This window comes from Burkholderia sp. BCC0398 (assembly GCF_902833245.1).
Lineage (GTDB): Bacteria > Pseudomonadota > Gammaproteobacteria > Burkholderiales > Burkholderiaceae > Burkholderia > Burkholderia sola.
The window spans coordinates 581,011-596,431 of sequence record NZ_CADFEM010000002.1 but is presented as its reverse complement, the minus strand read 5'-3'; the positions used below and the strand labels follow the sequence as shown (position 1 = coordinate 596,431).

General features: G+C 62.2%; 11 protein-coding genes and 1 tRNA gene. All 12 read left to right on the top strand.

Annotated elements, in window-relative coordinates; translation table 11 throughout:
- A partial coding sequence (locus HWX76_RS06640) for an elongation factor Tu (RefSeq protein WP_175992775.1) occupies positions 1–204 on the top strand: 204 nt, incomplete at its 5' end.
- A gap of 59 nt (positions 205–263) precedes the next feature.
- A tRNA-Trp gene (locus HWX76_RS06635) sits at positions 264–339 on the top strand.
- Between the two features lie 42 nt (positions 340–381).
- Positions 382–762, top strand: a complete 381-nt coding sequence (gene secE, locus HWX76_RS06630) for a preprotein translocase subunit SecE (protein ID WP_006482892.1) — start codon at positions 382–384, stop codon at positions 760–762.
- A gap of 1 nt (position 763) precedes the next feature.
- Positions 764–1,321: a transcription termination/antitermination protein NusG gene (nusG, locus tag HWX76_RS06625; RefSeq protein ID WP_006400672.1), complete on the top strand. Its 558-nt coding sequence runs from the start codon at positions 764–766 to the stop codon at positions 1,319–1,321.
- A 141-nt stretch (positions 1,322–1,462) separates the two neighbouring features.
- Positions 1,463–1,894: a 50S ribosomal protein L11 gene (gene rplK / locus HWX76_RS06620; RefSeq protein WP_006477201.1), complete on the top strand. Its 432-nt coding sequence runs from the start codon at positions 1,463–1,465 to the stop codon at positions 1,892–1,894.
- On the top strand, positions 1,895–2,593 hold the full coding sequence (rplA, locus tag HWX76_RS06615; RefSeq protein WP_006482906.1) for a 50S ribosomal protein L1: 699 nt from the start codon (positions 1,895–1,897) through the stop codon (positions 2,591–2,593). It begins immediately after the preceding gene.
- A gap of 308 nt (positions 2,594–2,901) precedes the next feature.
- Complete coding sequence (gene rplJ / locus HWX76_RS06610) at positions 2,902–3,399, top strand: 50S ribosomal protein L10 (protein ID WP_011546647.1); 498 nt, start codon at positions 2,902–2,904, stop codon at positions 3,397–3,399.
- 63 nt (positions 3,400–3,462) lie between these two features.
- Positions 3,463–3,837 carry a 50S ribosomal protein L7/L12 gene (gene rplL / locus HWX76_RS06605; protein WP_006477198.1) on the top strand — a complete coding sequence of 125 codons (375 nt, stop codon included), beginning with the start codon at positions 3,463–3,465 and terminating at the stop codon, positions 3,835–3,837.
- Between the two features lie 381 nt (positions 3,838–4,218).
- On the top strand, positions 4,219–8,325 hold the full coding sequence (gene rpoB / locus HWX76_RS06600) for a DNA-directed RNA polymerase subunit beta (protein WP_050013170.1): 4,107 nt from the start codon (positions 4,219–4,221) through the stop codon (positions 8,323–8,325).
- Between the two features lie 21 nt (positions 8,326–8,346).
- On the top strand, positions 8,347–12,588 hold the full coding sequence (gene rpoC / locus HWX76_RS06595) for a DNA-directed RNA polymerase subunit beta' (protein WP_050013169.1): 4,242 nt from the start codon (positions 8,347–8,349) through the stop codon (positions 12,586–12,588).
- A gap of 277 nt (positions 12,589–12,865) precedes the next feature.
- Complete coding sequence (recQ, locus tag HWX76_RS06590; RefSeq protein ID WP_050013168.1) at positions 12,866–14,713, top strand: DNA helicase RecQ; 1,848 nt, start codon at positions 12,866–12,868, stop codon at positions 14,711–14,713.
- A gap of 226 nt (positions 14,714–14,939) precedes the next feature.
- The gene (gene rpsL / locus HWX76_RS06585; RefSeq protein WP_006400662.1) at positions 14,940–15,320 is read left to right on the top strand and encodes a 30S ribosomal protein S12; all 381 of its coding nucleotides are present in this window, start codon (positions 14,940–14,942) and stop codon (positions 15,318–15,320) included.
- Positions 15,321–15,421: the final 101 nt, after the last annotated feature.

Sequence of the window (15,421 nt, the reverse complement as noted above, 5' to 3'; positions counted from 1 at the left end):
CGTCCGCAGTTCTACTTCCGTACGACGGACGTGACGGGCTCGATCGAGCTGCCGAAGGACAAGGAAATGGTGATGCCGGGCGACAACGTGTCCATCACGGTGAAGCTGATTGCTCCGATCGCGATGGAAGAAGGTCTGCGCTTCGCGATCCGCGAAGGCGGCCGTACCGTCGGCGCCGGCGTCGTCGCCAAGATCATCGAGTAAGCCAGTTATTCGTTGATCGACAGTTTTGGGGCTAGCGTCAGCCGGCCCCAGCATGGTTTAGGGGTATAGCTCAACTGGCAGAGCGTCGGTCTCCAAAACCGAAGGTTGGGGGTTCGATTCCCTCTGCCCCTGCCAAAAATCGCCACGTGTCCCACGTGGCATTTGTTTTAAGGTGTTATGGCGAATCCATCCGTCGAAACTGTAAATACCTCCGGCGATAAGCTGATGCTGGCCCTGGGCGTATTGCTGGTGTTGGCCGGATTCGTGGGCTTCTTCTGGCTGGCCAATCAGCAGTGGTATGTCCGCGGTGCCGCGTTGGCGGTAGGTATCATCGCCGGCGTGGCCGTCGGGCTGATGTCCGCCCCTGGCAAGAGCCTCATCGCGTTTGCCAAGGATTCGTACAAGGAAGTCCGGAAGGTCGTATGGCCCACCCGCAAGGAAGCAACGCAAACCACACTCGTCGTGTTCGGTTTCGTGCTCGTGATGGCGATTTTCCTCTGGTTGAGCGACAAATCGATCGAATGGGTGATTTTCTCGGCGATTCTGGGTTGGAAATGATATGAGCGATACTCCGGCATCCCCGAGCGGAAAGCGTTGGTACGTCGTGCACGCCTACTCCGGTATGGAGAAGAGCGTGCAACGTGCGCTTCAGGAGCGCATTGAACGTGCTGGCATGCAGGACAAATTCGGTCAGATCCTGGTCCCGACCGAAGAAGTGGTCGAAGTCAAAGGCGGCCACAAGGCTGTGACCGAGCGTCGTTTCTTCCCCGGCTACGTGCTGGTGGAAATGGAAATGACGGACGAAACGTGGCACCTCGTGAAGAACACCGCGAAGGTCACCGGTTTCGTCGGCGGTGCGCGTAACCGCCCGACCCCGATTTCCCCGAAGGAAGTCGAGAAGATCATGTCGCAGATGCAGGAAGGCGTCGAAAAGCCGCGCCCGAAAACCCTGTTCGAAGTCGGCGAGATGGTGCGTGTCAAGGAAGGCCCGTTCACGGACTTCAATGGCACCGTCGAAGAAGTCAACTACGAAAAATCGCGTGTACGCGTGTCGGTCACCATCTTTGGTCGATCCACCCCGGTCGAACTCGAATTCGGCCAGGTCGAAAAAGTTTGACCCCGATTCGGTGGGCAGCCTCGGCTGCCCACCTTCGCGCTTACGGCCCGCGTCATGGCCGTTGAGGAGCGTCAGTAGCCAGCGGCGAACGCGCGTTATCACTCACCGAACGCCTTCTCCGGCGTTCCAATGAGGTTTCAAATGGCAAAGAAGATTATCGGCTTTATCAAGCTGCAGATCCCTGCAGGTAAAGCCAACCCGTCGCCGCCGGTCGGTCCGGCACTGGGCCAGCGCGGCCTGAACATCATGGAGTTCTGCAAGGCGTTCAACGCGCAGACTCAAGGCATGGAGCCGGGTCTGCCGGTGCCGGTGGTCATCACGGCATTCGCTGACAAGAGCTTCACGTTCGTGATGAAGACGCCGCCGGCAACCGTCCTGATCAAGAAGGCGGCGAAGGTGGACAAGGGCTCGAGCAAGCCGCACACCGACAAGGTCGGTTCGATCACGCGCGCTCAAGCCGAAGAAATCGCGAAGACCAAGATGCCGGACCTTACGGCAGCTGATCTGGACGCAGCCGTTCGCACCATCGCTGGTAGCGCACGCTCGATGGGTATCACTGTGGAGGGCGTGTAAATGGCTAAGATCTCCAAGCGCCGTCAGGCATTTGCCGCCAAGGTCGACCGTCAGAAGCTGTACGCGATCGAAGACGCACTGAGCCTCGTGAAGGAATGCGCGAGCGCGAAGTTCGACGAGTCGATCGACGTCGCAGTCCAGCTCGGCATCGATGCGAAGAAGTCGGACCAGGTCGTTCGTGGCTCGGTCGTTCTGCCGGCAGGTACGGGCAAGTCGGTTCGCGTTGCCGTGTTCGCGCAAGGCGAAAAGGCCGAGCAGGCACGTGCAGCAGGCGCGGAAATCGTCGGTATGGAAGACCTGGCTGAGCAGATCAAGGCTGGCCAGATGGACTTCGACATCGTGATCGCTTCGCCGGACACGATGCGTATCGTCGGTACGCTCGGCCAGATCCTCGGCCCGCGCGGCTTGATGCCGAACCCGAAGGTCGGTACGGTCACGCCGGACGTCGCAACCGCCGTCAAGAACGCGAAGGCTGGTCAGGTGCAATTCCGTGTCGACAAGGCCGGTATCATCCACGCGACCATCGGCCGTGCATCGTTCGAGCCGACCGCGCTGCGTTCGAACCTGTCGGCGCTGATCGAAGCGCTGCAGAAGGCGAAGCCGGCAACGAGCAAGGGCGTGTACCTGCGCAAGATCGCACTGTCGAGCACGATGGGCGTCGGCGTGCGCGTCGACCAGGCTACGCTGGCAGCGCAGTAAGCAAGTATTCGGGCCGCTTCGTTCGCGAGGCGGCCTACATGGGCTTTGGGCGGTTGTTCGTGCAGCAGGGCGAACAACCGGTTATCAAAGACCGTTGGTGGGGCGCAGCAGGCAGGCGATCCCTTAATTCAAGCCAACGCAGATGGCGAACCCGAAAAAGTTTTGCAGTGGTGAAGCCGCAGGCCGCGAAGCGATTCGCGGCGTGAGGTGGAAATACTCCTAACGAGGTCGGACGCCGTTGTTGAACGAGGTACGTGAGGTTTCGGCCATACCGGCCACGCCGAACGTATCGTTTCTGGAGGCTAACCGTGCCGCTTAATAGAGAAGACAAGCAAGCCGTCGTCGCTGAGGTTTCCGCGCAAGTCGCGAAGGCCCAGACCGTTGTGCTGGCTGAGTATCGTGGAATTGCGGTTGGCGATCTGACCAAGCTGCGCGCGAAAGCGCGTGAGCAACAGGTTTACCTGCGCGTGTTGAAGAACACGCTGGCGCGTCGCGCCGTCGAAGGTACGCCTTTTGCTCCGCTGGCAGAGCAGATGACTGGTCCCCTGATCTACGGCATCTCGGAAGATGCCATTGCTGCTGCCAAGGTCGTCAACGACTTCAGCAAGAGCAATGAAAAGTTGGTCATCAAGGCTGGTTCGTTCGATGGCAAGGTGATGGACAAGGCTGGCGTGCAAGCGCTGGCAAGCATCCCGAGCCGCGAAGAACTGCTCTCGAAGCTGCTGTTCGTTATGCAATCGCCTGTTTCGGGCTTCGCGCGTGCTCTCGCCGCGCTGGCCGAGAAGAAGCAAGCGGAAGCTGCGTAAGCGAACGTGCATCAGCGTTACTGATCGCTGGCTGTATCCGAATTCAATTTAGGAGTATTTCAAATGGCAATCGCAAAAGAAGACATCCTGGCAGCAGTCGAAGGGATGACCGTTCTGGAACTGAACGAACTGGTCAAGGCGTTCGAAGAGAAGTTTGGCGTGTCGGCAGCTGCAGTGGCAGTCGCTGGCCCGGCAGGCGGCGGCGCAGCTGCTGCAGCAGAAGAGAAGACCGAATTCACGGTCGTCCTGGCTGAAGCCGGCGCCAACAAGGTTTCGGTCATCAAGGCCGTTCGCGAACTGACGGGCCTGGGCCTGAAGGAAGCGAAGGATCTGGTTGACGGTGCACCGAAGCCCGTCAAGGAAGGCGTCGACAAGGCTGCTGCTGAAGAAGCCAAGAAGAAGCTGGAAGAAGCTGGCGCGAAGGTCGAAGTCAAGTAAGTTTCGGCGCGCTGTGCGAAGGCTGGCGGTATTTTCACCGCCGGCCTTTTTGTGCTTTGTGGGGTCGTTATTCTGGCACTCATTCGGGAGCCCGAATAATCGGCCCCAGAAGCCAAAGAAAACCGCCTGATCGTTGTGATGGATCACTCACGATTGGCGGTTCTCTTTGTCTTCTGAAGCGACTGCAGAAGGCAAGTTTGGTCGGGTAGCGGGCAACACAGGCATCCGCTGCCGTCAGCCAGCGGTTGGTAGCGGCCAACCACCAAGCTTCTCGGCTCGTTCAAGCCGTCGAACGGCCATCGGGTCTCAGTCGGTGAACACTCGGGTTTGAAACGTCCAGGTATTCCGCCTCGATAGCACCCGCCGTGATTCGGAGATCGTATGCAATATTCCTTCACCGAGAAGAAGCGCATTCGCAAGAGTTTCGCGAAGCGCCCCATCGTTCACCAAGTTCCGTTCTTGCTGGCTACCCAGCTTGAATCATTCAGCACGTTTCTGCAAGCCGATGTGCCCGCGACGCAACGTAAGCCTGAGGGTTTGCAGGCCGCGTTCACATCGGTATTTCCCATTGTTTCGCACAACGGTTTCGCGCGCCTCGAGTTCGTGAGCTATGCGCTGTCCTCGCCGGCATTCAACATCAAGGAATGCCAGCAGCGTGGCCTGACGTACTGCTCCGCGCTGCGCGCGAAGGTCCGCCTCGTCATTCTCGACAAGGAATCGCCGAACAAGCCGGTCGTCAAGGAAGTGAAGGAGCAGGAAGTGTACATGGGCGAAATTCCGCTCATGACGCCGACGGGCTCGTTCGTCATCAACGGCACCGAGCGTGTCATCGTCTCGCAGCTGCACCGTTCGCCGGGCGTGTTCTTCGAACACGACAAGGGCAAGACGCACAGCTCGGGCAAGCTGCTGTTCTCGGCACGGATCATTCCGTACCGCGGCTCGTGGCTCGACTTCGAATTCGATCCGAAGGACATCCTGTACTTCCGCGTCGACCGTCGCCGCAAGATGCCGGTCACGATCCTGCTGAAGGCCATCGGCCTGACGCCGGAACAGATCCTCGCGAACTTCTTCGTGTTCGACAACTTCACGCTGATGGACGAAGGCGCGCAACTCGAGTTCGTGCCCGAGCGCCTGCGTGGTGAAGTCGCGCGTTTCGACATCACGGATCGCGACGGCAAGGTCATCGTCCAGAAGGACAAGCGGATCAACGCGAAGCACATTCGCGACCTCGAAGCCGCGAAGACCAAGTTCATCTCGGTGCCGGAAGACTATCTGCTCGGCCGCGTGCTGGCGAAGAACGTCGTCGACGGCGACACCGGCGAAGTGATCGCGAGCGCGAACGACGAAGTCACGGAAAGCGTGCTCGAGAAGCTGCGCGAAGCGGGCATCAAGGACATCCAGACGCTCTACACGAACGATCTGGACCAGGGTCCGTACATCTCGTCGACGCTGCGTGTCGACGAAACGACCGACAAGACGGCCGCGCGCATCGCGATCTACCGCATGATGCGTCCGGGCGAGCCGCCGACCGAAGAAGCGGTCGAGGCGCTGTTCAACCGTCTGTTCTACAGCGAAGAAGCGTACGACCTGTCGAAGGTCGGCCGTATGAAGTTCAACCGCCGCGTCGGCCGTGACGAGATCGTCGGCCCGATGACGCTGCAGGACGACGACATCCTCGCGACGATCAAGATCCTCGTCGAGCTGCGCAACGGCAAGGGCGAAGTGGACGACATCGACCACCTCGGCAACCGTCGCGTGCGTTGCGTCGGCGAACTGGCGGAAAACCAGTTCCGCGCGGGTCTCGTGCGTGTCGAGCGCGCGGTCAAGGAACGCCTCGGCCAGGCCGAAAGCGAAAACCTGATGCCGCACGACCTGATCAACTCGAAGCCGATTTCGTCGGCGATCCGCGAGTTCTTCGGTTCGTCGCAGCTGTCGCAGTTCATGGACCAGACCAACCCGCTGTCGGAAATCACGCACAAGCGCCGTGTTTCCGCACTGGGCCCGGGCGGTCTGACGCGCGAGCGCGCAGGCTTCGAAGTCCGCGACGTGCACCCGACCCACTACGGCCGCGTGTGCCCGATCGAAACGCCGGAAGGTCCGAACATCGGCCTGATCAACTCGCTCGCACTGTACGCGCACCTGAACGAGTACGGCTTCCTCGAGACGCCGTACCGCAAGGTCGTGGACAGCAAGGTGACCGACCAGATCGACTACCTGTCGGCGATCGAGGAAGGCCGCTACATGATCGCCCAGGCGAACGCCGCGATCGACGAGAACGGCCAGCTGATCGACGAACTCGTGTCGTCGCGCGAAGCCGGCGAGACGATGATGGTCACGCCGGACCGTATCCAGTACATGGACGTCGCGCCGTCGCAGATCGTGTCGGTGGCAGCGTCGCTGATCCCGTTCCTCGAGCACGATGACGCGAACCGTGCGCTGATGGGTTCGAACATGCAGCGTCAGGCCGTGCCGTGTCTGCGTCCGGAAAAGCCGGTCGTCGGTACGGGCATCGAGCGCACCTGCGCGGTCGACTCGGGTACGACGGTCCAGGCGTTCCGCGGCGGTGTGGTCGACTACGTCGACGCAGGCCGTATCGTGATTCGCGTGAACGACGACGAAGCGGTCGCAGGTGAAGTCGGTGTCGACATCTACAACCTGATCAAGTACACGCGTTCGAACCAGAACACGAACATCAACCAGCGTCCGATCGTGAAGATGGGCGACAAGGTCTCGCGCGGCGACGTGCTGGCCGACGGCGCGTCGACGGACCTGGGCGAGCTCGCGCTCGGCCAGAACATGCTGATCGCGTTCATGCCGTGGAACGGCTACAACTTCGAGGATTCGATCCTGATCTCGGAGAAGGTGGTCGCGGACGATCGCTACACGTCGATCCACATCGAAGAGCTGAACGTCGTTGCACGCGACACGAAGCTCGGGCCGGAAGAAATCACGCGCGACATCTCGAACCTGGCGGAAGTCCAGCTCGGCCGTCTCGACGAATCGGGCATCGTGTACATCGGTGCGGAAGTCGAAGCGGGCGACGTGCTGGTCGGCAAGGTCACGCCGAAGGGCGAGACCCAGCTGACGCCGGAAGAGAAGCTGCTGCGCGCGATCTTCGGCGAGAAGGCTTCGGACGTGAAGGACACGTCGCTGCGCGTGCCGTCGGGCATGAGCGGCACCGTGATCGACGTCCAGGTGTTCACGCGTGAAGGCATCCAGCGCGACAAGCGTGCGCAACAGATCATCGACGACGAACTGAAGCGCTACCGTCTCGACCTGAACGACCAGCTGCGCATCGTGGAAGGCGACGCGTTCCAGCGTCTCGCGCGCATGCTCGTGGGCAAGGTCGCGAACGGCGGTCCGAAGAAGCTCGCGAAGGGCACGAAGATCGACCAGGCTTACCTGGAAGATCTCGACCACTACCACTGGTTCGACATCCGCCTCGCGGACGACGAAGCAGCGGCATCGCTCGAAGCGATCAAGAACTCGATCGAAGAGAAGCGTCACCAGTTCGACCTCGCGTTCGAAGAGAAGCGCAAGAAGCTCACGCAAGGCGACGAACTGCCGCCGGGCGTGCTGAAGATGGTCAAGGTGTACCTCGCGGTGAAGCGCCGTCTGCAGCCTGGCGACAAGATGGCAGGCCGTCACGGTAACAAGGGTGTCGTGTCGAAGATCGTCCCGATCGAAGACATGCCGTACATGGCCGACGGTCGTCCGGCAGACGTCGTGCTGAACCCGCTCGGCGTGCCGTCGCGGATGAACGTGGGTCAGGTTCTGGAAGTGCACCTCGGCTGGGCTGCGAAGGGCCTCGGCTGGCGTATCGGCGAAATGCTGCAGCGTCAGGCGAAGATCGAGGAACTGCGCGTGTTCCTGACGAAGATCTACAACGAGTCGGGCCGCCAGGAAGATCTGGAAAGCTTCACCGACGACGAGATCCTCGAACTCGCGAAGAACCTGCGCGAAGGCGTGCCGTTCGCGACGCCGGTGTTCGACGGTGCGACCGAGGAAGAAATGGGCAAGATGCTCGACCTCGCGTTCCCGGACGACATCGCCGAACAGCTCGGCATGAACCCGTCGAAGAACCAGGTCCGCCTGTACGACGGCCGCACGGGTGAAATGTTCGAACGTCGCGTGACGCTCGGCTACATGCACTACCTGAAGCTGCACCACTTGGTCGACGACAAGATGCACGCGCGTTCGACCGGCCCGTACTCGCTCGTCACGCAGCAGCCGCTGGGTGGTAAGGCGCAGTTCGGTGGCCAGCGCTTCGGTGAAATGGAAGTGTGGGCGCTCGAAGCGTACGGCGCGTCCTACGTGCTGCAGGAAATGCTGACGGTGAAGTCGGACGACGTGACCGGCCGGACGAAGGTGTACGAAAACCTCGTCAAGGGCGATCACGTGATCGATGCAGGCATGCCGGAATCCTTCAACGTGCTCGTGAAGGAAATCCGCTCGCTCGGTATCGATATCGATCTCGACCGCAATTAATCGGACTACGGAGAGAAAGCAATGAAAGCTCTGCTCGATCTATTCAAGCAAGTCCAACAGGAAGAAGTTTTCGACGCGATCAAGATCGGTCTGGCCTCGCCCGACAAGATCCGTTCGTGGTCGTTCGGCGAAGTGAAGAAGCCGGAGACCATCAACTACCGTACGTTCAAGCCGGAACGCGATGGTCTGTTCTGCGCGAAGATCTTCGGGCCGATCAAGGACTACGAGTGCCTGTGCGGCAAGTACAAGCGCCTGAAGCACCGCGGCGTGATCTGCGAGAAGTGCGGCGTCGAAGTGACGCTGGCGAAGGTGCGTCGCGAACGGATGGGCCACATCGAACTGGCCTCGCCGGTCGCGCACATCTGGTTCCTGAAGTCGCTGCCGTCGCGTCTGGGCATGGTGCTCGACATGACGCTGCGCGACATCGAACGCGTGCTGTACTTCGAAGCGTACGTGGTGATCGAACCGGGCATGACGCCGCTGAAGGCGCGGCAGATCATGACCGAAGAGGATTACTACAACAAGGTCGAGGAATACGGCGACGAATTCCGTGCCGAAATGGGCGCGGAAGGCGTGCGTGAACTGCTGCGCGCGATCAATATCGACGAGCAGGTCGAGACGCTGCGCACCGAGCTGAAGAACACTGGCTCGGAAGCGAAGATCAAGAAGTACGCGAAGCGCCTGAAGGTCCTCGAGGCATTCCAGCGTTCGGGCATCAAGCCCGAGTGGATGATCCTCGAAGTGCTGCCGGTGCTGCCGCCGGAACTGCGTCCGCTGGTGCCGCTGGACGGCGGCCGTTTCGCGACGTCGGACCTGAACGACTTGTATCGCCGCGTGATCAACCGTAACAACCGGTTGAAGCGTCTGCTCGAGCTGAAGGCGCCTGAAATCATCGTCCGCAACGAAAAGCGGATGCTGCAGGAAGCCGTCGACTCGCTGCTCGACAACGGTCGTCGCGGCAAGGCGATGACGGGCGCGAACAAGCGTCCGCTGAAGTCGCTCGCCGACATGATCAAGGGCAAGGGCGGTCGTTTCCGTCAGAACCTGCTGGGCAAGCGCGTCGACTACTCGGGCCGTTCGGTCATCGTGGTCGGCCCGACGCTGAAGCTGCACCAGTGCGGTCTGCCGAAGCTGATGGCGCTCGAACTGTTCAAGCCGTTCATCTTCAACAAGCTGGAAGTGATGGGCGTTGCCACGACCATCAAGGCTGCGAAGAAGGAAGTCGAGAACCAGACGCCGGTGGTGTGGGACATCCTCGAAGAGGTGATCCGCGAGCACCCGGTGATGCTGAACCGTGCGCCGACGCTGCACCGTCTCGGTATCCAGGCGTTCGAGCCGGTCCTGATCGAAGGCAAGGCGATCCAGCTGCACCCGCTCGTCTGCGCGGCGTTCAACGCCGACTTCGACGGTGACCAGATGGCCGTTCACGTGCCGCTGTCGCTCGAAGCGCAGATGGAAGCGCGCACGCTGATGCTGGCGTCGAACAACGTGCTGTTCCCGGCCAACGGCGATCCGTCGATCGTGCCGTCGCAGGATATCGTGCTGGGTCTGTACTACGCGACCCGCGAAGCGGTCAACGGCAAGGGCGAAGGCCTGTCGTTCACGGGCGTGTCGGAAGTCATTCGCGCGTACGAGAACAAGGAAGTCGAGCTGGCCTCGCGCGTCAACGTGCGGATCACCGAAATGGTCCACAACGAAGACACGTCCGAAGGCGCGCCGCCGTTCGTGCCGAAGATCACGCTGTACGCGACGACCGTCGGTCGCGCGATCCTGTCGGAGATCCTGCCGCACGGCCTGCCGTTCTCGGTGCTGAACAAGCCGCTGAAGAAGAAGGAAATCTCGCGCCTGATCAACACGGCGTTCCGCAAGTGCGGTCTGCGTGCGACGGTCGTGTTCGCCGACCAGCTGATGCAGTCGGGTTTCCGTCTCGCGACGCGTGCCGGCATCTCGATCTGCGTGGACGACATGCTCGTGCCGCCGCAGAAGGAAACGATCGTCGGCGACGCCGCGAAGAAGGTGAAGGAGTACGACCGCCAGTACATGTCGGGTCTCGTCACCGCGCAGGAACGCTACAACAACGTGGTCGACATCTGGTCGGCAACGTCGGAAGCGGTCGGCAAGGCGATGATGGAGCAGCTGTCGACGGAGCCGGTGACGGACCGCGACGGCAACGAGACGCGCCAGGAGTCGTTCAACTCGATCTACATGATGGCCGACTCGGGCGCCCGGGGTTCGGCGGTTCAGATTCGTCAGCTGGCCGGTATGCGTGGCCTGATGGCGAAGCCGGACGGCTCGATTATCGAGACGCCGATTACCGCGAACTTCCGCGAAGGTCTGAACGTGTTGCAGTACTTCATCTCGACCCACGGTGCACGTAAGGGTCTGGCTGATACGGCACTGAAGACCGCGAACTCGGGTTACCTGACACGTCGTCTGGTCGACGTCACGCAGGATCTGGTCGTGGTGGAAGACGATTGCGGCACGTCGAACGGCGTGGCGATGAAGGCGCTGGTCGAAGGTGGTGAAGTCGTCGAAGCGCTGCGCGACCGTATCCTCGGCCGCGTCGCGGTCGCGGACGTCGTGAACCCGGAAACGCAGGAAACGCTGTATGAATCGGGCACGCTGCTCGACGAAACGGCGGTCGAGGAAATCGAACGCCTCGGCATCGACGAAGTGCGCGTGCGCACGCCGCTGACCTGCGAGACGCGTTACGGCTTGTGCGCAGCCTGCTACGGTCGCGACCTCGGCCGCGGCTCGCTCGTGAACGTCGGCGAAGCGGTCGGCGTGATCGCGGCGCAGTCGATCGGCGAACCGGGCACGCAGCTGACGATGCGTACGTTCCACATCGGTGGCGCGGCATCGCGTGCGGCAGTGGCTTCGTCGGTCGAAGCGAAGAGCAACGGTATCGTTCGCTTCACGGCGACGATGCGCTACGTCACGAACGCGAAGGGCGAGCAGATCGTCATTTCCCGTTCGGGCGAAGCGATGATCACCGACGACTTCGGTCGCGAGCGCGAGCGTCACAAAGTGCCGTACGGCGCGACGCTGCTGCAGCTCGACGGCGCGACGATCAAGGCCGGCACGCAGCTCGCCACGTGGGATCCGCTGACGCGTCCGATCATCACCGAGTACGGTGGTACGGTGAAGTTCGAGAACGTCGAGGAAGGCGTGACCGTCGCGAAGCAGATCGACGACGTGACCGGCCTGTCGACGCTGGTCGTGATCGACGTGAAGCGCCGCGGTTCGCAGGCTTCGAAGAGCGTGCGTCCGCAGGTGAAGCTGCTCGACGCGAACGGCGAGGAAGTGAAGATTCCGGGCACGGAGCACGCAGTGCAGATCGGCTTCCAGGTCGGCGCGCTGATCACCGTGAAGGATGGCCAGCAGGTGCAGGTCGGTGAAGTGCTCGCACGTATCCCGACGGAAGCGCAGAAGACGCGTGACATTACCGGCGGTCTGCCGCGGGTGGCGGAACTGTTCGAAGCGCGTTCGCCGAAGGATGCCGGCATTCTCGCGGAAGTCACCGGTACGACGTCGTTCGGCAAGGACACGAAGGGCAAGCAGCGTCTCGTCATCACGGACCTCGAGGGCAACCAGCACGAGTTCCTGATCGCGAAGGAAAAGCAGGTTCTGGTTCACGATGCCCAGGTCGTCAACAAGGGCGAAATGATCGTGGACGGTCCGGCCGATCCGCACGACATCCTGCGTCTGCAGGGTATCGAGGCGCTGTCGCGCTACATCGTCGACGAAGTGCAGGACGTGTACCGTCTGCAGGGCGTGAAGATCAACGACAAGCACATCGAGGTGATCGTTCGCCAGATGCTGCGTCGTGTGCAGATCACCGACAACGGCGATACGCGCTTCATCCCGGGCGAACAGGTCGAGCGTTCCGACATGCTGGACGAGAACGATCGCATGATCGCCGAGGGCAAGCGTCCGGCTTCGTACGACAACGTGCTGCTCGGTATCACGAAGGCATCGCTGTCGACCGACTCGTTCATCTCCGCGGCATCGTTCCAGGAAACGACCCGCGTGCTGACCGAAGCGGCGATCATGGGCAAGCGCGACGATCTGCGCGGCCTGAAGGAAAACGTGATCGTCGGCCGTCTGATTCCGGCCGGTACGGGTCTCGCGTTCCACAAGGCACGCAAGGCGAAGGAATCGTCGGATCGCGAGCGTTTCGACCAGATCGCAGCGGAAGAGGCATTCGACTTCGGCACGCCGAGCGCGCCGGCGGAAGAGCCGCAACACCCAGCAGCCGAGTAAGCGCGGCGCGGCGCAAGCCGCGTTGCCTTGCTATCATCGCTGTCACCGAAACCGCCCGGTTCTGCCGGGCGGTTTTTTTTCATCCTTCGTTCACGCGCATGACGTGCCTGTGCCGCGCCGGCGCTTGCCCCGCGATCGCCTTCGGTATGACCGCGACAGGCCCGTGATGCACGCGAACGAACCCTGACCGAATGGCCAACATCGTGCGATTCGCCACGCGTCGCGCGAGCGGGTTGTTAAAATTGCGGTCATCGTTTAGCCGTCCCTGGTCTCATTCATGTCCCGCGCCCTCGAAATACTCGACGAAGTCTTTGGTTACTCCGCCTTTCGCGGCCAGCAGGGCGAGATCGTCGAGCACGTCGCCGGCGGCGGCGATTGTCTCGTGCTGATGCCGACCGGCGGCGGCAAGTCGCTGTGCTACCAGATCCCCGCGCTGCTGCGCCGCGAGGCTGGGCAGGGCGCCGGCATCGTCGTGTCGCCGCTGATCGCACTGATGCAGGACCAGGTCGCCGCGTTGAGCGAAGTCGGCGTGCGTGCGGCCTACCTGAATTCGACGCTGTCGGGCGCCGAGGCGGCGGCCACCGAGCGCGCGCTGCGCGAGGGCGACATCGATCTGCTGTACGTCGCGCCGGAGCGGTTGATGACCGGGCGCTTCCTCGAGCTGCTCGAGCGCGCGAAGATCGGCCTGTTCGCGATCGACGAAGCGCACTGCGTGTCGCAATGGGGGCACGATTTCCGCCCGGAATACATTCAGCTGTCGGTGCTGCACGAGCGCTTCCCGTCGGTGCCGCGCATCGCGCTGACCGCCACTGCCGATGCGATCACGCGCGACGAAATCATCCATCGTCTCGCGCTCGACGACGCGCGCGTGTTCGTGTCGAGCTTCGACCGCCCGAACATCCGCTACCGGATCGTCGAGAAGGACAACGCGCGTTCGCAGCTGCTCGACTTCATCCGCGCCGAGCACACGAATGCCGACGGCACGACGGACGCCGGCGTCGTCTATTGCCTGTCGCGCCGCAAGGTCGAGGAAACAGCCGAATGGCTGAAGGCGCAGGGCGTGCGCGCGCTGCCGTATCACGCGGGCATGGAGTTCGAGGTGCGGCAGAAACACCAGGAAATGTTCCAGCGCGAGGAAGGCATCGTGATGTGCGCGACGATCGCGTTCGGCATGGGCATCGACAAGCCCGACGTACGCTTCGTCGCGCACCTCGATTTGCCGAAGAGCGTCGAAGGCTACTACCAGGAGACCGGCCGCGCGGGCCGCGACGGGATGCCCGCGAACGCGTGGATGGCGTATGGCCTCGGCGACGTCGTCCAGCAGCGCAAGATGATCGACGAGTCGGACGCGGACGACGCGCACAAGCGCGTGCAGACGTCGAAGCTCGACGCGCTGCTTGGGCTGTGCGAGACGATCTCGTGCCGCCGCGTCCGGCTGCTGAACTACTTCGGCGAGGCGAGCCAGCCGTGCGGCAACTGCGACACGTGCCTCGAGCCGCCCGATTCCTGGGACGCGACGCGCGAGGCGCAGATGGCGCTGTCGTGCGTGTTCCGCGCGCAGCGTGCAAGCGGCTTCAACTTCGGCGCGAGCCATCTGATCGAGATCCTGCGCGGCGGCCGCACGGAGAAGGTGCTGCAGCGCGGCCATGACCAGTTGAGCACGTTCGGGATCGGCGCGGCGCTCTCCGAGCCCGAGTGGCGCGCGATTTTCCGGCAACTGGTCGCGTACGGCTACCTGGCCGTCGATCATGGCGGCTTCGGCGCGCTGGTGCTCACCGAGGCCGCGAAGCCGGTGCTGAAGAACGAGGAAAAGGTCACGCTGCGCCGCTACGTGAAGCCGCAGCGCACGCGCCAGTCGTCGAGCCGCAGCGGCACGCGCGTCGACCCGACGGCCGGCATGGGCGCCCGCGAGCGCGCACGGTGGGACGCGCTGCGCGCCTGGCGCGCGGAAACCGCAAAGACGGACGGCGTGCCGGCCTACGTGATCTTCCACGACGCGACGCTCGCCGAAATCGCGCGCAACGCGCCGGAGACGATCGAGGACCTGCGCCACATCCCCGGCATGGGCGTGCGCAAGCTCGAGCGCTTCGGCGACGAGATCATCGACGTCGTCGAATCGGCCTGACACAGCGTTCCGACCCCTGCTGTAAACCGCGCGCTCGGCCGGCAAATCACGCAAGCCGTTGACTTAGTTGGCATTTCCGGAATATCATGCTGGGTTCCGGTATTCGGTGGGCCGAGTCGCGTTCGACAGTTCGCACCCGATTCGCCGGTTCGGAAGTCAACTGTGCGTCGATTCTCGCTTTGCCCGAAATCGGCGTGCAGATTTTGTTCAATTTCAGGAATAAACAATGCCAACCATCAACCAACTGGTTCGCAAAGGCCGTCAGTCGGAAACGACGAAGAGCAAGAGCCCGGCCCTGCAGGACTGCCCCCAGCGTCGCGGCGTGTGCACCCGTGTGTACACGACGACGCCGAAGAAGCCTAACTCGGCACTCCGTAAGGTCGCCAAGGTTCGTCTGACGAACGGCTTCGAAGTGATTTCGTACATCGGCGGTGAAGGCCACAACCTGCAGGAACACTCGGTTGTGCTGATCCGCGGCGGCCGTGTGAAGGACTTGCCGGGTGTGCGTTACCACATGGTTCGCGGCTCGCTGGATACCCAGGGCGTCAAGGACCGTAAGCAAGCGCGTTCGAAGTACGGCGCGAAGCGTGCAAAGGCTGCCAAGTAAGCAGTTTTTGATCAGGGATCGCCGCAGGGCGGTCAAGGCGGGAGTGCCGGATTGCCGGTGCTGTCGAGTAAGTGGTCACCCGGCCAAGCTGGTTAGTCGTG